15 protein-coding genes are annotated in these 18111 nt (G+C 64.5%); 9 read left to right on the forward strand and 6 right to left on the reverse strand.

Annotation, left to right across the window (positions count from 1 at the left end; all coding sequences use genetic code 11):
* Positions 1-343 precede the first annotated feature (343 nt).
* Genes BM019_RS29995 through BM019_RS30005 form a run of 3 tightly spaced genes read right to left on the reverse strand, consistent with a single transcriptional unit; the run spans position 344 to position 4892 of the window.
* Positions 344-1738 (reverse strand): efflux transporter outer membrane subunit, encoded by a 1395-nt coding sequence (locus BM019_RS29995; RefSeq protein WP_092422686.1) that lies wholly within the window; start codon positions 1736-1738, stop codon positions 344-346.
* Positions 1739-1745: 7 nt separating this feature from the next.
* Positions 1746-3719, reverse strand: coding sequence for a MacB family efflux pump subunit (locus BM019_RS30000; RefSeq protein ID WP_092422689.1), 1974 nt, complete (start codon positions 3717-3719; stop codon positions 1746-1748).
* On the reverse strand, positions 3720-4892 hold the full coding sequence (locus tag BM019_RS30005) for an efflux RND transporter periplasmic adaptor subunit (protein WP_092422692.1): 1173 nt from the start codon (positions 4890-4892) through the stop codon (positions 3720-3722).
* Positions 4893-5226: 334 nt separating this feature from the next.
* Between BM019_RS30005 and BM019_RS30010 the strand changes: the two genes are divergently transcribed.
* The 6 genes from BM019_RS30010 to BM019_RS30035 all read left to right on the forward strand — a co-directional run bounded on the left by BM019_RS30010 (position 5227) and on the right by BM019_RS30035 (position 12962).
* The gene (locus tag BM019_RS30010) at positions 5227-5709 is read left to right on the forward strand and encodes a sigma-70 family RNA polymerase sigma factor (RefSeq protein ID WP_037004888.1); all 483 of its coding nucleotides are present in this window, start codon (positions 5227-5229) and stop codon (positions 5707-5709) included.
* Between the two features lie 132 nt (positions 5710-5841).
* Entirely contained in the window at positions 5842-7176 is a 1335-nt protein-coding gene (locus tag BM019_RS30015) for a lysine N(6)-hydroxylase/L-ornithine N(5)-oxygenase family protein (protein WP_062825188.1), read from the forward strand.
* A 591-nt stretch (positions 7177-7767) separates the two neighbouring features.
* Positions 7768-10533, forward strand: a complete 2766-nt coding sequence (gene mgtA / locus BM019_RS30020) for a magnesium-translocating P-type ATPase (RefSeq protein WP_092422695.1) — start codon at positions 7768-7770, stop codon at positions 10531-10533.
* 312 nt (positions 10534-10845) lie between these two features.
* Positions 10846-11562 (forward strand): MgtC/SapB family protein, encoded by a 717-nt coding sequence (locus BM019_RS30025; RefSeq protein ID WP_007927856.1) that lies wholly within the window; start codon positions 10846-10848, stop codon positions 11560-11562.
* 133 nt (positions 11563-11695) lie between these two features.
* The gene (locus BM019_RS30030; RefSeq protein ID WP_092422698.1) at positions 11696-12115 is read left to right on the forward strand and encodes a hypothetical protein; all 420 of its coding nucleotides are present in this window, start codon (positions 11696-11698) and stop codon (positions 12113-12115) included.
* A gap of 367 nt (positions 12116-12482) precedes the next feature.
* Positions 12483-12962 carry a hypothetical protein gene (locus BM019_RS30035; protein WP_092422701.1) on the forward strand — a complete coding sequence of 160 codons (480 nt, stop codon included), beginning with the start codon at positions 12483-12485 and terminating at the stop codon, positions 12960-12962.
* A gap of 4 nt (positions 12963-12966) precedes the next feature.
* Here the strand turns inward: BM019_RS30035 and dkgB are convergent, their stop codons facing one another.
* The 3 genes from dkgB to BM019_RS30050 all read right to left on the reverse strand — a co-directional run bounded on the left by dkgB (position 12967) and on the right by BM019_RS30050 (position 15568).
* Positions 12967-13770 (reverse strand): 2,5-didehydrogluconate reductase DkgB, encoded by an 804-nt coding sequence (gene dkgB / locus BM019_RS30040; protein ID WP_092422705.1) that lies wholly within the window; start codon positions 13768-13770, stop codon positions 12967-12969.
* Positions 13771-13995: 225 nt separating this feature from the next.
* Positions 13996-14535 carry a PaaI family thioesterase gene (locus tag BM019_RS30045; protein WP_087091747.1) on the reverse strand — a complete coding sequence of 180 codons (540 nt, stop codon included), beginning with the start codon at positions 14533-14535 and terminating at the stop codon, positions 13996-13998.
* Between the two features lie 124 nt (positions 14536-14659).
* Positions 14660-15568 (reverse strand): LysR family transcriptional regulator, encoded by a 909-nt coding sequence (locus BM019_RS30050; RefSeq protein WP_092422708.1) that lies wholly within the window; start codon positions 15566-15568, stop codon positions 14660-14662.
* A 108-nt stretch (positions 15569-15676) separates the two neighbouring features.
* Between BM019_RS30050 and BM019_RS30055 the strand changes: the two genes are divergently transcribed.
* From BM019_RS30055 to ycaC, 3 genes are all read left to right on the forward strand, one after another.
* Complete coding sequence (locus BM019_RS30055) at positions 15677-16543, forward strand: pirin family protein (protein ID WP_092422711.1); 867 nt, start codon at positions 15677-15679, stop codon at positions 16541-16543.
* Positions 16544-16641: 98 nt separating this feature from the next.
* Positions 16642-17325 (forward strand): isochorismatase family protein, encoded by a 684-nt coding sequence (locus BM019_RS30060; protein ID WP_062825194.1) that lies wholly within the window; start codon positions 16642-16644, stop codon positions 17323-17325.
* Positions 17326-17381: 56 nt separating this feature from the next.
* Positions 17382-18008, forward strand: coding sequence for an isochorismate family cysteine hydrolase YcaC (gene ycaC, locus BM019_RS30065; protein ID WP_062825195.1), 627 nt, complete (start codon positions 17382-17384; stop codon positions 18006-18008).
* Positions 18009-18111: the final 103 nt, after the last annotated feature.

Consider the following 18111-nt stretch of genomic DNA (forward strand, 5'->3'; position numbering starts at 1 on the left):
TCGTTGAGGGTCAGGCTGAACTGCGTCTGCGGACTTGCATTGAACATCCAATGCTCCTTTTCCAATCATGTTGCGTGGTCCCATAGAGGGCAAAGGCTTCTGTGGGTAAGCAGGAAACAAAACGCCTTCACGCTAACAAGCAGGAAAAAGAAAAGATGTAGGAAAGGTCCTGAAAGCGGCCTGAATTGTCATTTGTTCAGGGTTTCGCTTAATAACGCAGCTTTTGCTGGGTGAACGGGTCCATCGCGAGCAAGAACAAGGCGTCGCTCCTACAGTCGCTCCACTATCGACCTTAACGGACTGGCATTACCCCAAGAGAGCGTTTGGTTTAAGGCTTCTTCGCTTACCGGCTCTGCCAGCCACCGCCCAGGGCTTTGTACAGGGCAATGCTCGACTGCACCCGGGACAGTCGCAGTTGCACGTTCTGGTCCTGGGCGGCGTACAGGGTGCGCTGGGTTTCCAGCACGGTGAGCAGGTCTTCGGCGCCAGCCTGGTAACGGCTCTGGGCGATTTCGAAGGCCCGCTGCGCCTGATTGAGTTCTTCGCCTTGCCATTGCCGCTGCTGGTCCAGGCCGCGAATGCTGTTGAGGGCCTTTTCCGCATCGGCGAAGCCATTGATGATCGCCCCGCGGTAGCTTTCCAGCAGTTCCTGCTGGCGTGCCGTGGCCCTGTCGCGCTCGGCGCCCAGGCGGCCGTTGTTGAAGATCGGCGCCACCAGCGCGGCGGTCAGGTTGTAGAAGGGGCTGCGTAGCACGTCATCGAATGTGTTGGCGCCGGAGCCGAGGTTGGCGGTCAGGGTCACGTTGGGCAGCATCGCCGCCCGTGCCACCCTGACATCCGCCCGGGCCGCCGCCAGCCGGGCTTCGGCGCTGGCGATATCGGGGCGGCGGGCCAGCAGGTCGCTGGGCACTCCGGCATCGATGTCCGGCCAGTTCAGCTGGGCGAAAGGCTGGTCGCTCAGGGTCAGGCTCTGCACTGGCCGGCCGAGGAGAGCGGCGAGGGCGATCAGGGCTTCTTCGGCCTGTTGCCGGACCTGCGGCACCTGGCGCTGCTGGGCCGCCACCAGGCTTTTCTGCTGGGCCAGCTCGAGGGCGGTGGCCGAGCCCGCGTCGTAGCGGGTCTGCACCAGCCTGAGCACGCTCTGCGCATTGGCCAGGTTGAGCTCGGCAATCCGGCTCTGTTCCCGCAGCGACAGCACCTGGGCGTAACTGTTGGCCACGCCGCTGAGCAGGGTCAATTCCACGGTGGCCCGGTCGAACTCGCTGGCCTGTACGTCCAGCAGGGCGCTGTCCCGGGCGGCGCGCTTGCCACCCCAGAAATCGATTTCATAGGTGGCGCTCAGGCCGGCATTGAAATAGTCCACGGCCTTGTTGTTGCTGTCGGTATCCAGCTGGCTGTAGCCGCTGCCCCGCAGGAGCTTCTGCCGGTTGGCGTTGAAGGTGCCGTTGACGGCGGGCAGCAAGGGCGCGCCGGCAATGACGGCGCTGGCCTGGGCCTGCTGGACCCGGGCCATGGCCGCCGCCAGGTCGTGGCTGCCGGCGCGGGCTTCGGCGATCAGGCGGTCGAGTTCCGGGCTACCGAATTGCAGCCACCAGCGTGGATCTTGCTGACGCGGCGCGTGGCTGACGGCGGAGTGCCAGGCGGCGGGGGCTTGCAGGCCGCTGTCCGGGCGCGGCGCCGGGCTGCTGCAGGCGGCCAGCGCCAGGCTGGCGGCCAGGAGGGTCAGGTGCACTTTCATAGGTCGATCATTCACTGGTAAGGGCCTTGACCGGATCGAGCCGGGCAGCTTTGCGGGCTGGCATGAAGCCGAAGGTGACGCCGGTGATCAGGGCGCAGCCGAAGGCCCCCAGTATCGCGGCCAGGGAGAAGGCCACGGCCACCTCGCTGAGGATCAGCACGCCGCCGATGATCAGCGCCACGCCGATCCCGGCCAGGCCGCCGACCACCGAGAGCATCACCGCCTCGGTGAGGAACTGGCGCAGGATGTCGCGCTGGCGGGCGCCGGTGGCCATGCGGATGCCGATCTCCCGGGTGCGCTCGCGCACGGTCATGAGCATGATGTTCATCACCCCGATACCGCCCACCAGCAGCGAGATCGCGGCGATGGCGCCGAGCATCAGCGACAGGGTGTTCTGGGTCCGCGCCTCGGCCTGGATCATCGCGGCGTTGTTGGTCAGTTCGAAGTCGCGTTTGCCGCCGTGCATGCGCAGCATCAGTTCGTCGATTTCGCGTTCGGTCTGCTTGACCCGGCTGGCATCGGCGGCGGCAATCGCCACGTACTGCGGGTTGTGGTCGCCGAACAGGCGGATGCTGGCGGCGGAGTAGGGCACGGCGATGCGGTCGTCGCTGTCGCTGTCGCCGGAACTGGCGCCCTTTTCCGAGAGCACGCCGACCACCTGGAACGGCACGTTCTCGATCAGGATGTATTGGCCGATGGGGTTGGCCACGTCCTTGAGGAGTTTTTCCCGGACCTTGTGGCCGATCACCGCCACCGCCGCCGCCGAGCGTTCGTCGGCGTCGCTGAAGTAGCTGCCCTGGGCCACGGGCCAGTTGAAGATCTCCGGGAAGTTGGTGTCGTTGCCACCTACATAGCTCATGTAGTCGGCGTTGCCGAAGCGGACTCCGGCCTTCGCGCCATTGACCGGCATGATGCGTTTTACCTGGGGCAGGTTGGCCAGGGCCGCGACGTCGTCCAGGGTGACGATGCCCTCGGGCGTGCGCGGGTTGGGCGAGTAGCCGCTCAAGTAGATGATGTTCGAGCCGAAGGCGCCCATCTGCGCCATGACCTGGCGCTTGCTGCCTTCGCCCACCGCCAGCATCACCACCACCGAGGCCACGCCGATGACGATCCCCAACAGGGTCAGGGCGGTGCGGAAGCGGTTGATCCACATCACCCGCCAGGCTGCTTGCACGGCGTCCACCAGCTCGCCTTTCCAGGCGCCGTTGTGTTCGCTGCCGTCGGCCAGGCGCTGGCGCAGGTCCACTGCCTGCAGGGCGCCGCTGTTGGCGCTGGCCTGGACCTCGGGGTGCTCGTCGGCGGTGTCGCTGACGATCTCGCCGTCGCGGATTTCGATGATGCGCTTGGCCCGTGCCGCGACTTCGCGGTCGTGGGTGATGAGGATCACCACATGGCCCTGGCTGGCCAGTTCGTCGAGCAGGCTCATGACCTCGGCGCCGCTGTGGCTGTCGAGGGCGCCGGTGGGTTCGTCGGCGAGAATGATATGGCCGCCGTTCATCAGCGCGCGGGCGATCGACACCCGCTGCTGCTGGCCGCCGGACAACTGGTGCGGGCGGTTGCCGGTGCGGCTGGCCAGGCCCAGGCGGTCGAGCAGGGCGGCGGCGCGGGCGTGGCGCTCGGCCGCTGGGGTACCGGCGTAGATCGCCGGCATCTCGACGTTTTCCTGGGCCGAGCCGGACGCAATCAAGTGGTAGCCCTGGAACACGAAGCCGAAGGCCTGGCGACGCAGCCAGGCCAGTTCGTCGCTGTCCAGCCGGGCGACGTTTTCCCCGGCGAACAGGTACTCGCCCGAGGTCGGGCGGTCGAGGCAGCCGAGAATGTTCATCAGCGTCGATTTGCCGGAGCCGGAGGCGCCGACGATGGCGACGAACTCGCCGGCGTGGATCGACAGATCGATGCCACGCAGCACGTCCACTTGCGGCGTGTCGCCGCCGCCATAGGATTTGCGGATGCCCTTGAGGTCGATCAGCGGGGTTTGCATTCAGCCTCCGCTGCTTTGCGCGGGACCGATCAGCAAGTGATCGCCTTCGGCGAGGCCATCCAGGACCTGGATGCGCAAGCGGTCGCTGATGCCGACCCGTACCTTGCGCTCCTCGATCGAGCCGTTTTTCGCCACCACCCGGGCCAGCTGGATGCCGCTCTCGGTGCTGCCCTGCAGGGCGGCAATCGGCGCGGTGAGAACGTCCTGCGCGCGCTCGGCGACAAAAAACACCTGGGTGGTCATCTCGGCCATCAGCGCGTTGTCGGCGTTATCCACATCCAGCAGCACGGTGTAGAGCACCACCCGGCCGCTGCCGCTCTTGCTCGAACTGTTGGGGCTGCCGCTGCCCTGGCTGCTTTCATTCAGCGGCTTGGGCGGGATCGGCAGGATCTGCCGCACGGTGCTGGTCCAGCGTCGGGCGCCGCCGCTCAAGGTGGTGAAGTAGGCGGTCATGCCCGGCTTGACGTGGCCGATATCGGCTTCGGAGACCTCGGCCCAGACGGTCATCGGCGACAGCCGGGCGATGCGCAGGATCAACGGCGTCTGTTGCTGGGCGTTGAGGGTCTGGCCTTCGCGGGCGTCCACCGCGACCACGGTGCCGGACATCGGCGCGTAGATCCGCGTATAGCCCAGCTCGGCCTGGTCGCTGCGCAGGCTGGCCTGGGCCTGGCGGATCTGTGCCTGGATCATGTCGATCCGCGCCTGGGTGGCCTTGAGTTCGGCGCGGGCGGTCTGCACGTCTTCGTCGCGGGTCGCGCCGCCGGCGGCGAGGTTCTGCTGGCGCTGGTATTTCTGCCGGGCCAGCTCGTTCTGCGCCCGCTGTTCTTGCAACTGGGCCTGCAGGTTCTCGATGGAGAAACGGCTGGCGTCGAGCTTGGCCTGCTGGGTGGCGGGGTCGATCTCCACCAGCAGCTGGCCTTCCTTGACCGGGTCGCCGGCCTCGACGTGGATCTTGCGGATCTGCCCGGACGCCTGGGCGCCGACATCCACGTAACGCCGCGGTTGCAGGGTGCCCAGGGCGGTCACGCTGCTTTCGATGGTGCCGCGGCTGACTTGGATGGTGGCGAGCTGGTCGCGCCCCGGCGGCAGGAACTGCCAGGCGGCAAAGGCAACGACAGGAATCAGACACAGGGTGACAAGCAGGGCGCGTCGGGTATGACGGGGACGTTTCATGCAGGGTTCCGGCCAATGGAAGTCGGCCCGTCGTCCGGCCTGGCCCAGGGGGTGGGCAGGGCTGGAGGCTGTCGCCAGAGCGACAGATACGGGGAGCTGTCAGGTAGACGAGAAGCGCCGGAGGGAATTTAAGTCATGACACATGGCGTTACAGGTGCGGGGGTTACAGGTTAGGCGACGAAAATAAAACCGGCGAATCGACACAGCACTTTAAATCTATATGAGAATTACTATAAATTACGCCACTTCTAAACTGCCATCATCGAATCGCCCGCCCAGGGGCGGAGTGCCAGTCGTGCTCAAGGACAAAAGCCGCGTATCGCGGTCGGGAGTCATGTTGGAAAACTACTATCGCGAGCTGGTGTGTTTCCTCAACGCCAAGCTGGGCAACCTGCAGGTGGCCGAAGATGTGGTGCATGACGCTTACGTGCGGGTGCTGGAGCGTTCCAGCGACACGCCGATCGAGCAACCGCGGGCCTTCCTCTACCGCACGGCGCTGAACCTGGTGATCGACGGCCACCGGCGCAATGCCTTGCGCCAGGTCGAATCCCTGGATGTGCTCGACAACGAAGAGCGCTTCTTCAGCCCCTCGCCACACACCAGCATCGACCACGGCCAGCGCCTGGACATGCTGCAACGGGCGCTGGCGGAGCTGCCGGCGCTGTGCCGGGAAAGTTTCCTGCTGCGCAAGCTCGAAGGCCTGTCCCACCCCGAGATCGCCGAGCGCCTGGGGATTTCCCGCAGCCTGGTGGAGAAGCACATCGTCAATGCGATGAAACATTGTCGGGTGCGGGTCCGGCAGTGGGACGCCCATTGATCCTTCTTTGTTAAATTTTTTTTCACTGTCCTCGTTCCTACTCAACAGACGACCTGCTGCCTCGCCATGGGCCGATCAGGTCACCGTCGATTTCTCCCCGCGTTGAGGGATTTAATCCAGAGGACACTGGAAATGACACAGGCAATTGCATCGACCATCGTTCACGACCTGATCGGTATCGGTTTCGGCCCCTCGAACCTGGCGCTGGCTATCGCGCTGGAAGAACGTGGCCAGATTCAGGGTCCGCTGGACGCGCTGTTTCTCGACAAGCAGGCCGACTACCGCTGGCACGGCAACACGCTGGTGGCCCAGAGCGACCTGCAGATTTCCTTTCTCAAGGACCTGGTGACCCTGCGCAACCCGACCAGCCCGTACTCCTTCGTCAACTACCTCAAGCACCACGGCCGCCTGGTGGACTTCATCAACCTGGGCACCTTCTATCCATGCCGCATGGAGTTCAACGATTACCTGCGCTGGGTCGCCGGGCACTTCCAGGAACAGAGCCGCTACGGTGAAGAAGTGCTGGCCATCGAGCCGGTGCTGCATAACCAGCAGGTCGAGGCGCTGCGGGTGATTTCCCGCGACAGCCAGGGCCAGGAATTCGTCCGTACCAGCCGTTCGGTGGTGGTCAGCCCTGGCGGCACGCCACTGATCCCGGACACCTTCAAGGCGCTCAAGGACGACGGCCGGGTGTTCCACCACGCGCACTACCTGGAACGCATGGCCAGCCAACCGTGCGCCAGCGGCCAGCCGATGAACGTGGCGATCATCGGTGGCGGGCAGAGCGCCGCCGAGGCCTTTATCGACCTCAACGACAGCTTCCCTTCGGTGCAGGTGGACATGCTGGTCCGCGGTTCGGCGCTGAAGCCGGCGGACGACAGCCCGTTCGTCAACGAAGTGTTCTCGCCGGCCTTCACCGACCTGGTGTTCCAGCAGCCGAGCGGCGAGCGCGAGCGCCTGGTCCACGAGTACCAGAACACCAACTACTCGGTGGTGGATGTCGACCTGATCGAACGCATCTACGGGATTCTCTACCGGCAGAAAGTCTCCGGCATCGCGCGCCATGCCTTCCGCACCCTGACCACCGTGGAGAAAGCCACCGCCACCGCCCAGGGCGTCGAACTGGTGCTGCGCAACACCTCCACCGGCGAGCTGAGCACCCGCCACTACGACGCCGTGATCCTGGCCACCGGCTACGAACGCCAGACTCACCGTGCGTTGCTGGCGCCGCTGGAAGCCTACCTGGGCGACTTCGAAGTGGACCGCAACTACCGGGTCATCACCGACGAGCGCTGCAAGGCCGGCATCTACACCCAGGGCTTCAGCCAGGCCAGCCACGGCCTGAGCGACACCTTGCTGTCGGTGCTGCCGATCCGCGCCGAGGAAATTGCCGCCTCGCTGTACGAGCACGACAAAGGCCGCCACAGCCGTTCGGTGCGCGACCTGCTGCTGGCCACCGCCAGCTGATTGCCCGGGTAACGTTGTAGGAGCGAGCGTGCTCGCGAAACAATGGCATGGCCGGTCTCTGTCGTGGGTTGACCGGACGCCTCGCGAGCAAGCTCGCTCCTGCAGGATCGCCTTATCGTTGTAGGCGCGAGCTTGCCCACGACAGGGGGCAGATGTCCCCGCATTTCCTGCCTTTGGGGCCTGTCCGTAGCCCCTTCCTGAACCTTCGCTGAAGAACTTTTCGATTCCCCCGTCCGGGCCTTTGCCGCCGATTTACTCCGCAAAAACCGCGGCGTAAGCTTCGCGCGTTTTCCATCAAGCGGAGACCCACAGTGGGTACTTGTTCGAGTGACAGTAGTCGGCCGGTTTCGATAACCGGCGCCTTCCCGGCCAGATAACGCGCCCGCTTTTTTGTGCCGTTGTCTCGCCATGACCGCGAGCGGCGGCTTCCCGAACGTGGCCTTCAGGGCCCGTTCCCGATGTCCCTCTCATCGACACTGCAACAGTGGGTGATGCCTGGCGCATCGCCGCGCTACGGCTGCGCCTGTTTGCGCGGCCGGCGAACCAGACCTGGCTGTGAGTCCTGCGGCGCCGACCGTTAGGGGACACACCATGAATCTCACCCTGCTCAAAGAGTTTTTTGCCGGCTTCCTGCGGACCCGGCACTTCGCCCGGCACTTTCGCCGCCTGGCCTTGCTGGAGAGCTTCAGCGACGCCAACGTCAGCCGCGACCTGCCGCCGAGCCTCGCGCACACCCTGGTGGCCGCGGCCAACGACGATGCCGCGAGCCTGCTGCAACGCCTCGGCAGCCATACCGATGGCCTGAGCGAGGCCGAGGCCCAGGCCCTGCGCGAACGGCATGGCCTCAACGAGGTCGAGCACGAGCAGCCGCTGCCCTGGTGGACGCACCTGTGGCATTGCTACAAGAACCCCTTCAACCTGCTGCTGACCCTGCTGGCGGTGATCTCCTGGCTGACCGAAGACATGAAGGCGGCCACGGTGATTTTTTCCATGGTGGTGCTCTCCACGCTGCTGCGCTTCTGGCAGGAGGCCAAGTCGAACAAGGCCGCCGATGCCCTCAAGGCAATGGTCAGCAACACCGCTACGGTGCTGCGGCGCAACGTGGTCGACGCCGCGCCGTCGGTGTTCGCCCGGCTGCATGGCGCGGCGGTGGCCAGCCAGGGCCAGCAACGCCTGGAACTGCCGATCCGGCAACTGGTGCCGGGCGACCTGATCCAGCTCTCGGCCGGCGACATGATCCCCGCCGACTGCCGGGTGCTCAGCGCCAAGGAACTGTTCGTCAGCCAGGCGGCGATGACCGGCGAATCGATGCCGGTGGAGAAATTCCCGCGCCAGCAGGACGCCGCCACCCTCAATCCGCTGGAGCTGGACAACATCCTGTTCATGGGCACCAACGTGGTGTCCGGCGCGGCCACCGCGCTGGTCCTGAGCACTGGCAACGCCACCTATTTCGGCGCCCTGGCGCAGCGGGTCGGGGCCACCGACCGGGCACCGACTTCGTTCCAGAACGGGGTGAACAAGGTCAGCTGGCTGCTGATCCGCTTCATGTTCGTCATGGCGCCGCTGGTGCTGTTCATCAACGGCTTCACCAAGGGCGACTGGATGGAAGCGCTGCTGTTCGCGCTGTCGATCGCCGTGGGCCTGACCCCGGAGATGCTGCCGATGATCGTCACCTCGACCTTGGCCAAGGGCGCGGTGTTCCTGTCGCGCAAGAAAGTCATCGTCAAGCGCCTGGACGCGATCCAGAACTTCGGCGCCATGGACGTGCTGTGCACCGACAAGACCGGCACCCTGACCCAGGACAAGATCTTCCTCGCCCGGCATGTGGATGTCTGGGGCGAGGAGTCCGACGACGTGCTGGAAATGGCCTACCTGAACAGCTATTACCAGACCGGCCTGAAGAACCTGCTGGACGTGGCGGTGCTGGAGCACGTCGAAGTGCACCGCGAGCTGAGGGTCGGCACGGCGTTCCAGAAGGTCGATGAGATTCCCTTCGACTTCAACCGGCGGCGCATGTCGGTGGTGGTGGCCGAGAAGGAGCGGGCGCACCTGTTGATCTGCAAGGGCGCGGTGGAGGAGGTGTTGGCGGTGTGCACCCGGGTGCGCCATGGCGCCGCCGAGGAAATGCTCAGCGACGAGCTGCTGGCGCGGATCCGCCAGGTCACCGCCCAATTCAATGGCGAAGGCCTGCGGGTGGTGGCCGTGGCCGCCCGGCCGATGCCGCGGGGCCGCGACAGCTACAGCCTGGCGGACGAGCAGGGGCTGACCCTGATCGGTTACGTGGCCTTCCTCGACCCGCCCAAGGAAAGCACCGCGCCGGCCCTTGAGGCCCTGGCCGCCCATGGCGTGGCGGTGAAGGTGTTGACCGGCGACAACGAGCTGGTGACGGCGAAGATCTGCCGCGAAGTCGGCCTGGAACAACAGGGCCTGCTGCTGGGCAACGACATCGAGCGCATGAGCGACACCCAGCTGGCCAAGGCCGTGGAAACCACCAATGTCTTCGCCCGGCTCACGCCCTCGCACAAGGAACGCATCGTCCGCCTGCTCAAGGGCAACGGCCATGTGGTCGGCTTCATGGGCGACGGCATCAACGACGCGCCGGCGCTGCGCACCGCGGACATCGGCATTTCGGTGGACAGCGCCGTGGACATCGCCAAGGAGGCGGCAGACATCATCCTCCTGGAGAAAAGCCTGATGGTGCTGGAGGAGGGCGTGCTGGAAGGCCGGCGGACCTTCGCCAACATGCTCAAGTACATCAAGATGACCGCCAGCTCGAACTTCGGCAACGTGTTCTCGGTGCTGGTGGCCAGCGCCTTCATTCCGTTCCTGCCGATGCTGCCGATGCACCTGCTGGTGCAGAACCTGCTGTACGACATTTCCCAGATCGCCATTCCGTTCGACAACGTCGACGAGGAAATGCTGGCCCGTCCGCAGCGCTGGCAGCCGGCGGACGTCGGGCGTTTCATGCTGTTTTTCGGGCCGATCAGTTCGATCTTCGACATCAGTACCTTTGCCCTGATGTGGTACGTGTTCGATGCCAATACCCCGGACCACCAGACGCTGTTTCAGTCCGGCTGGTTCGTGGTCGGGCTGCTGACCCAGACCCTGATCGTGCACATGATCCGCACGCCGAAGATCCCCTTCCTGCAAAGCCGCGCGGCCATGCCGCTGCTGGTGATGACCGGGTTGATCATGGCCATCGGCATCTTCCTGCCCATGGGCCCGTTGGCGCACTACTTCAAGCTGCAGGCGCTGCCGTCGCTGTACTTCGTGTTCCTGCCGGTGATCCTGCTGGCGTACATGGCGCTGACCCAGGCGGTGAAGGGCTTTTATATCCGCCGGTTCGGCTGGCAATAAGCTGCGGCTCGCGGCCGACGCTGCACAACATCCTGTAGCCGCTGCCGCAGGCTGCGATGGTCCGGGCCACGCTGGTCGCAGGTCCTCCGGCGTTGGCGGGATCGCCGCGGCCCTGCGGGCCGATCGCAGCCTGCGGCAGCGGCTACAGGGTTAACCGGCAATCGCCATCTGCTCGTAATGCCAGTCGGTGCAAGATACCCGGCACCCTGGCCGACCTTATCGCGGCCCCGTCGGATCGCCGCCCGCTCGCACCGGCGAAGTGCACCTATCCTTTAACGGCAGCCGACCGCCGCGTACTCAAGGACTCCCTTCATGCAAGCACTCCAGAACATCAACCTGACCTCCCTGGTGGACACCCTGGTCAGCCTCAGCGCGGCCTTTATCCTCGGTGGCCTGATCGGCTTCGAGCGCCAGTACCGGCAACGCACCGCCGGCCTGCGCACTAACGTGCTGGTGGCGGTGGGCGCGGCGATTTTCGTCGACATGGCCAACCGCCTCGGCGGTGCCGAGGGCGCGGTGCGGGTGGTGGCCTATGTGGTGTCCGGCATCGGTTTTCTCGGCGCCGGGGTGATCATGCGCGAGGAGGGCAACGTGCGTGGCCTGAACACCGCGGCCACTCTCTGGGCCTCGGCGGCGGTGGGCGCCTGCGCCGGCGCCGACCTGATTCTCGAGGCCTTTCTCGGCACGCTGTTCGTGCTGGCGGCCAACACCCTGCTGCGACCGATCGTCAACAACATCAACCGCCAGCCGCTGGATGTGATCTCCGCCGAGGTCACCAACATCGTCTATGTCATTGCCCATCGCTCCAAGCAGAAGGCCGTGTTCGCCCTGCTCGAAGCGGAACTGGAACGCAGCAACTACCCGGCCAGCGATATCGATGTCCATGCCTTCGGCAACGACGACGTGGAGATCGAAGCCACCCTGGCCACCACCTCGGTGGACGGCGACGAACTCGACGCCCTGGTGGCACGGCTGTCCACCTCGGCCCTGGTGGAACAGGCGTTCTGGAGCCCCAGCACCACCGAATAAAGCGTCCGTGCGGGGGCTTTTTTGGGAGAAATTTCTCGTGCGCGGCAATTTTTGGGAATTGTCTTAAAGAGTTGGCCAGGGGCCATCGGATAGTCTGTCGGGCCTCTGTGTTCAACCGATAGTTGCCACGCCGATGCCCAACAAACGCTTGAGAATACTGATTGCCGATGCGTCCCGGGAGCAGTGTGGGCGCATCCAGCGTTTGTTGAATGGCCTGGGGTATTTCCGCATCGCGGCGGTGGAGTCTTTCCGCGAACTGGTGACCCTGACTCACTATTCCTGCGACCCCTTCGAGAACTTCGACCTGTTGCTGCTCAGCGGCGAGCTGGCGTTCGCCGCCGGGGTGGACGCCGGCGCGTTCTGCCAGGGCAACCCGCAGATCCGCCATGCCATGATCTATGGCGGTCGTACCGAACAGGCATTGCCGATGGTCCTCGGCGCCTCTGCGCTACACGAGATTCTCTGGGTGCAGGGCGCCACGCAGGAGATCCTCCAGCGCTTCATTGCCCATATCAATCCTCCCGCCTCCTCGGGCAAAGACCGAACCTTGTGAATACTGAATAGCCCCGCCGTTGATGGGAACAGGGCTTGCGTCATGCTGCTGGAGGTGGAAACCGCCACCTGGCCAGCGGTTTGCTGATGGCCGCTGCCGGGGCCGGACGGGTCTTTTGGCTCCATCCGGAGCGGGCAAAAAACAGGGGCCAAGGCCGCCCATCGATACCCGATGTGTGCCGCCGATGCGGGCGGATATCCCAGGGAAACGAGCATTTCGGGCTCGAAAAGTAGGGGAAAGCCGCATTTTAGTAATGTGGAGTAGGGCTTTTCAGAAATCCCTTAAAGAAAACTATCGGCTGCTCCCCTAGCCTTTATTCATAGGCTTGGAGCCTGTCATCTCAGACTTTTTTCATGGTCGCGAAAAAATGCCGAATAAAACGTTACGAATCCTGATCGCCGATGAACAGCATTTTCATCGAATGAAGATCGAGCGGGTGCTGAACCAATTGGGCTATTACCGGATTGCACCGATGTATCGACTCATCGAGGTATTGAACGTCGTGGAATATGGCAGTGAGCCAATGGACCTGCTGATCATCAGCGCTTCGCTGGGGTTGCAGGCCCGGCTCGATATCGTGGCGTTCTGCATGGATAACCCGCAGATCCGTCATGTGCTGGTCTATGACTCCGAGCTTCTCGGCATGCCTTCGATTCCACTCGGTCCGCAGCGCAAGCTGTATATCAGCAGCCTGTCGCTGCCGGACCACGAGACCCTCAGCCGCTTGATGGCGGCCATCGACACCGGCCGCCGGAGCAAGATCCCGGCGGCCGGAACGTTTCCCGGCAGTTCCAATGAGGAAGAGATCGCGTCCGACGGCATTCGGTTGAATGCCGTGGTGCGTTAAGACCTCAGTCCCACGCCGGCGCAATGCCGGCGGGGCTGGTCAGACGATGACCGCGCTCCAGGCCGGCGATGCGTTGCATCTCTGCCTCGCTCAGGGTCAGGGCACAGGCCTTGAGGTTGCTTTCCAGGTTCGCGCGCCTGGTCGAGGAGGGAATCACCGCATGACCCGATTGCATGGCCCAGGCCAGGGTCACTTGGGCCGGCGTCGCCCGATGCTGCTGGGCGATCTGCTGGATGACCGGATCCTTGAGCACCTCACCGTAGGCCAGCGTCATGTACGAGGTGATGTGAATCCCCTGGCTTTGCGCGAACTCCACGACCTTGCGGTTCTGCAGGTAAGGATGCAATTCGATCTGGTTAGTGGCGATGTGCTCGGCACCGACCGCGGCGATGGCCTGCCGCATCAGGTCGATGGTGAAGTTGGAAACACCGATCTGCCGGGTCAACCCCAGTTGCCTGGCCTCCAGCAGCGTCGCCATGAACTCTTCGACCGGCACCTGGTTGTCCGGTGACGGCCAGTGGATCAGGGTCAGGTCCAGGTAGTCGGTCCGCAGCTTGCGCAGGCTGTCCTTGAGGCTTGGGATCAGCTTGTCGCGGGCGAAATTGGCAACCCAGATCTTGCTGGTGACGAACAGCTCGTCGCGGGGGATGCCGCTGTCGGCGATGGCCTGGCCGACCTCGGCTTCGTTCTCGTAGATCTGTGCGGTGTCGATCGCCCGGTAGCCCAGCTCGAGCGCGGTGCTGACCGAGTCGATGACCACCTGGCCTTGCAGGCGAAAGGTGCCGAGGCCGAAAGCAGGTACAGACATGGATGACTCCAGATGGCAGTGGAAAGGCCACGAGTATCCCGGTCCGCATCCTTGAGAAAAACCGCCGGACAGGCAAAGCAATCTTTACCGCGAATCACGAATGCGCGGGCAGGCACGATCCCTGGTATGGGCGAGCTTGCTCGCGAGACGTCCTCCCGGCCACCGGTGAGCGCAAGCCGCAGTTTTTTCGCGAACGAGCCCGCTTCTAAAGACGCAGAGGCGGGTTCAGCCACGCGCTTCAAGAATCATGCAGGTGGTGGAGCCGGTGGCATACAGGCGGCCATCGACGTCGTAGATCCGCCCTTCGGCCAGGGCGGTGGAGCGGCCCAGGTGGACGATCTTGCCTTCGGCGCGGATCGGCCCGCTGCTGCCGGTCAGGGCCCGCACATAGCTGATGCGAAGGTCCAGGGTGGTGTAGCCCTGGCCCTTGTTCAGGCGGGTGTGGATCGCGCAACCCATGCAGGAGTCCAGCAAGGTCGCGGCATAACCGCCGTGCACGCTGCCCAGCGGGTTGTAATGGCGGGCATCCGGGGTGCCCTGGAACACGAAGTGCCCGGCGGACCATTCGATGGGGATGAAGTCCAGCAACGTGCCGATGGGCGGCGAGGGCAATTCGCCGTTGCCGATGCCGTCGAAGAACTCGGCGGGGGAGAGGGCGCTGACCTCGGCCAGGGACAGGCTGCCCGGACTGGCCAGGCGCGCGCGCATGGCCTGTTCCTGGGCGATCCACTGGGCCAGGGTGGCCTCGCGGGATGGGCTTTGCATGGGCGTTTCCTCATTGGGCGGAACAAGATGACGAGGAAAATATTATGTTCGAAATATTATTTCGGCCAGTGTCAAAAACGCCACAGGTCGGAAGATTCGGCCAGGCTTCACCTTGAGCGCATTCTCAGGTCATATCGCTGCGGCTGAACTCCTCGCCGAGAAAGTCGATCAGCGTGCGCACCGACGGCAGCAGGCCACGGCGCGACGGGAAGATCGCATGGACGATCCCGCACTTGGGCGCCCAGTCCGGTACCAGCTGCACCAGGCGTCCGGCGGCCATATCGTCGCGCACCACCACGCTGGGCAGGTGGACGATGCCGATTCCCGCCAGTGCCGCCTGGCGCAGGGCAATCAGGTCGTCGGTGACCATCCGCGGCTTGTGGCGAATCTGCGCGAGCGTCTCGTCCGGGCCGAACAGCTCCCACTGGTACTCGCGTTGCGCCGCGCCCCAATGCAGGCTCGGCAGGCCGCTGAGGTCGGCGGGCGAGGCGGGGCTCGACAGGCGCGCGAGAAAGTCCGGGTGGCCGACCAGGCACTGGGTGCTGTTGCCCAGCACCTTCATCACCAGGTCGCTGCTTTCCAATGGCGGGAAGCGCACCCGCAGGGCGATGTCGAAACCTTCGTGGATCAGGTCGACCCGGCGGTTGGTGCTCTCGATGAACAGCTCCACCAGCGGGTACTTGAGCATGTAGCGGGTCAGCATCGGCCCGACCCAGGAGTTGAGCAGCGCGGTCGGGCAACTGATGCGCACCAGGCCCTGGGGCTCGGAACGGTTGCGCTCGATGACTTCCGCGGCGCTTTCCGCTTCCACGCGCATGGCCAGGCAACGCTGGTAGTACTCATGGCCGATCTCGGTGAGCGAACAGTGGCGGCTGGTGCGGTGAATCAGGCGCACGCCGAGGCGTTCCTCGAGCTGGGCAATGCGTCGGCTGAGCTTGGACTTGGGCATGTCCAGGGCGCGTCCGGCGGCGGCGAAACCACGGTGTTCGACGACCTGGGTGAAGTAGTAGAGGGTATTGAGGTCTTCCATCATCGTTCTCCAAATAGAACGCTAAGAGCGATTTTTGCAGTCTAGTGCATCAAAGGTATGGGTTTTAAGGTGTATCCAACGAAATAACTCAGCCATTTCGGAGGCACCCGCATGAAGAACATCATCGGTATCTACACCAGCCCACGGGCCCATTGGGTGGGCGACGGCTTCCCGGTGCGCACGCTGTTTTCCTACGACAACCTGGGCAAGCACATCAGCCCGTTCCTGCTGCTCGACCACGCCGGCCCGGCTGAATTCACCCCGACCCAGGGACGGCGCGGCGTGGGCCAGCATCCCCATCGCGGCTTCGAAACCGTGACCATCGTCTACAAGGGCGAGGTGGAGCACCGCGACTCCACCGGCAGCGGCGGCAAGATCGGCCCTGGCGACGTGCAATGGATGACCGCGGCCTCGGGGATTCTCCACGAGGAATTCCACTCCGCAGCGTTCGCCAAGTCCGGCGGCACCCTGGACATGGTCCAGCTGTGGGTCAACCTGCCGGCGCGGGACAAGATGGCCGCGCCCGGTTACCAGACCATCCTCGATGGCGACATTCCGGCCATCGCCCTGAAGGACAAGGCCGGCACCCTGCGGTTGATCGCCGGCGAGTTCGACGGCGCCAAGGGCCCGGCGCGCACCTTCACCCCGATCGACGTCTGGGACATCCGCCTGAATGCCGGCAAGCCCCTGACCCTCGACCTGCACGAGGGGCGCAACACCGCCCTGGTGCTGCTGCGCGGCACGCTCCAGGTCAACGGCCAGGAACTGGTGCGCGAAGGCCAGCTGGTGCTGTTCGAGCGCGACGGCGACCAGCTCAGCCTGGAAGCCAACAACGACGCGGTGGTGCTGCTGCTCAGCGGCGAACCGATCGACGAGCCCATCGTCGGCCATGGCCCGTTCGTGATGAACAGCGAGGCCGAGATCCACCAGGCCTTCGTCGACTTTCAGTCCGGTCGTTTCGGCCAGATGCCTGGCTGACCCCCGCTTACCGACTTGCACAGGACGTGTCGGCCGGTTTCAGGGCCAGGGATGGCTGTTGCCTTCAATAAATGCCCTAGACGAAAGAGGAACTGCACATGAACAACTTCAATGCTGCCAACTTCAATGGCGCCAAGCCGACCATCGACCCCAACGACGCGGCGATGCTGCTGATCGACCACCAGAGCGGGCTGTTCCAGATCGTCAAGGACATGGACGTGCCGCAACTGCGGGCCAATGCCATCGCCCTGGCGAAAGCCGCGACTTTGCTGAAGATGCCGGTGATCACCACCGCCTCGGTGCCCCAGGGGCCCAACGGCCCGTTGATCCCGGAAATCCACCAGGAGGCACCTCATGCCCAGTACGTGGCGCGCAAAGGCGAGATCAACGCCTGGGACAATCCCGAGTTCCGGGCGGCGGTCGAGGCCACCGGCAAGAAAACCCTGGTGATCGCCGGCACCCTGACCAGCGTTTGCCTGGCGTTCCCGTCGATCGCCGCGGTGCATGAAGGCTACAAGGTGTTCGCGGTGGTCGATGCCTCGGGCAACCATTCGCGGCTGGCCACCGATCTGACCATCGCCCGCCTGGCCCAGGCCGGGGTGGTGCCGATCGACATCATGGCCACGCTTTCCGAGCTGCAGGGTTCGTGGAACCGCCCGGACGCCGAGCAGTGGGCCGCGGTCTACGCCCAGGCCATGCCGCATTACCAGTTGCTGATCGAGAGCTACCTCAAGGCCCAGCAAGTGGCGAACGAGCACGAAGTGCTGGACTCCCAGCGCTGAACCTGCACCCCCACGCCGACGTCCAGTCGGTATCGACAAGAAGCGAGGACTACCCCATGACTACTGCCTACAAGCGTCTCGACAAAGACAACGCCGCCGTGCTGCTGGTGGATCACCAGGCCGGCCTGCTGTCCCTGGTGCGCGACATCGACCCGGACAAGTTCAAGAACAACGTGCTGGCCCTGGCCGACCTGGCCAAGTACTTCAAGCTGCCGACCATCCTCACCACCAGCTTCGAAACCGGCCCCAACGGCCCGCTGGTGCCCGAGCTCAAGGCGCTGTTCCCGGACGCGCCATACATCGCCCGGCCCGGGCAGATCAACGCCTGGGACAACGAAGACTTCGTCAAGGCGATCAAGGCCACCGGCAAGAAGCAACTGATCATCGCCGGCGTGGTGACCGAGGTTTGCGTGGCGTTCCCGGCGCTGTCGGCCCTGGAAGAAGGCTTCGAGGTGTTCGTGGTCACCGATGCCTCCGGCACCTTCAATGAGCTGACCCGCGATTCGGCGTGGAACCGCATGTCCACCGCCGGCGCGCAATTGATGACCTGGTTCGGCCTGGCCTGCGAGCTGCACCGCGACTGGCGCAACGACATCGAGGGCCTGGGGACCTTGTTCTCCAACCACATCCCGGACTATCGCAACCTGATCACCAGCTACACCACCCTGACCCAGGGCAAGTGACCTGCCAGCGGCGGCTACACAAGGCAGCGAGCACGACCGGGCTATAGGAGGTGTCGCCATAGATGTAGCCGCTGCCGCAGGCTGCGATAGGACCGAAGGTCCT

It is taken from the genome of Pseudomonas sp. NFPP07 (genome assembly GCF_900115645.1).
In the GTDB taxonomy this organism is placed as follows: domain Bacteria; phylum Pseudomonadota; class Gammaproteobacteria; order Pseudomonadales; family Pseudomonadaceae; genus Aquipseudomonas; species Aquipseudomonas chlororaphis.

Bases quoted from the DNA above. Each gene is read 5' to 3' on its own strand.
- ycaC (WP_062825195.1), top strand. From the start codon at position 17,382: ATGACTACTGCCTACAAGCGTCTCGACAAAGACAACGCCGCCGTGCTG.
- BM019_RS30045 (WP_087091747.1), bottom strand. From the start codon at position 14,535: ATGCAAAGCCCATCCCGCGAGGCCACCCTGGCCCAGTGGATCGCCCAG.
- BM019_RS30030 (WP_092422698.1), top strand. From the start codon at position 11,696: ATGCCCAACAAACGCTTGAGAATACTGATTGCCGATGCGTCCCGGGAG.
- dkgB (WP_092422705.1), bottom strand. From the start codon at position 13,770: ATGTCTGTACCTGCTTTCGGCCTCGGCACCTTTCGCCTGCAAGGCCAG.
- BM019_RS30060 (WP_062825194.1), top strand. From the start codon at position 16,642: ATGAACAACTTCAATGCTGCCAACTTCAATGGCGCCAAGCCGACCATC.
- BM019_RS30050 (WP_092422708.1), bottom strand. From the start codon at position 15,568: ATGATGGAAGACCTCAATACCCTCTACTACTTCACCCAGGTCGTCGAA.
- BM019_RS29995 (WP_092422686.1), bottom strand. From the start codon at position 1,738: ATGAAAGTGCACCTGACCCTCCTGGCCGCCAGCCTGGCGCTGGCCGCC.
- BM019_RS30010 (WP_037004888.1), top strand. From the start codon at position 5,227: ATGTTGGAAAACTACTATCGCGAGCTGGTGTGTTTCCTCAACGCCAAG.
- BM019_RS30035 (WP_092422701.1), top strand. From the start codon at position 12,483: ATGCCGAATAAAACGTTACGAATCCTGATCGCCGATGAACAGCATTTT.
- BM019_RS30000 (WP_092422689.1), bottom strand. From the start codon at position 3,719: ATGCAAACCCCGCTGATCGACCTCAAGGGCATCCGCAAATCCTATGGC.
- BM019_RS30015 (WP_062825188.1), top strand. From the start codon at position 5,842: ATGACACAGGCAATTGCATCGACCATCGTTCACGACCTGATCGGTATC.
- mgtA (WP_092422695.1), top strand. From the start codon at position 7,768: ATGAATCTCACCCTGCTCAAAGAGTTTTTTGCCGGCTTCCTGCGGACC.
- BM019_RS30055 (WP_092422711.1), top strand. From the start codon at position 15,677: ATGAAGAACATCATCGGTATCTACACCAGCCCACGGGCCCATTGGGTG.
- BM019_RS30005 (WP_092422692.1), bottom strand. From the start codon at position 4,892: ATGAAACGTCCCCGTCATACCCGACGCGCCCTGCTTGTCACCCTGTGT.
- BM019_RS30025 (WP_007927856.1), top strand. From the start codon at position 10,846: ATGCAAGCACTCCAGAACATCAACCTGACCTCCCTGGTGGACACCCTG.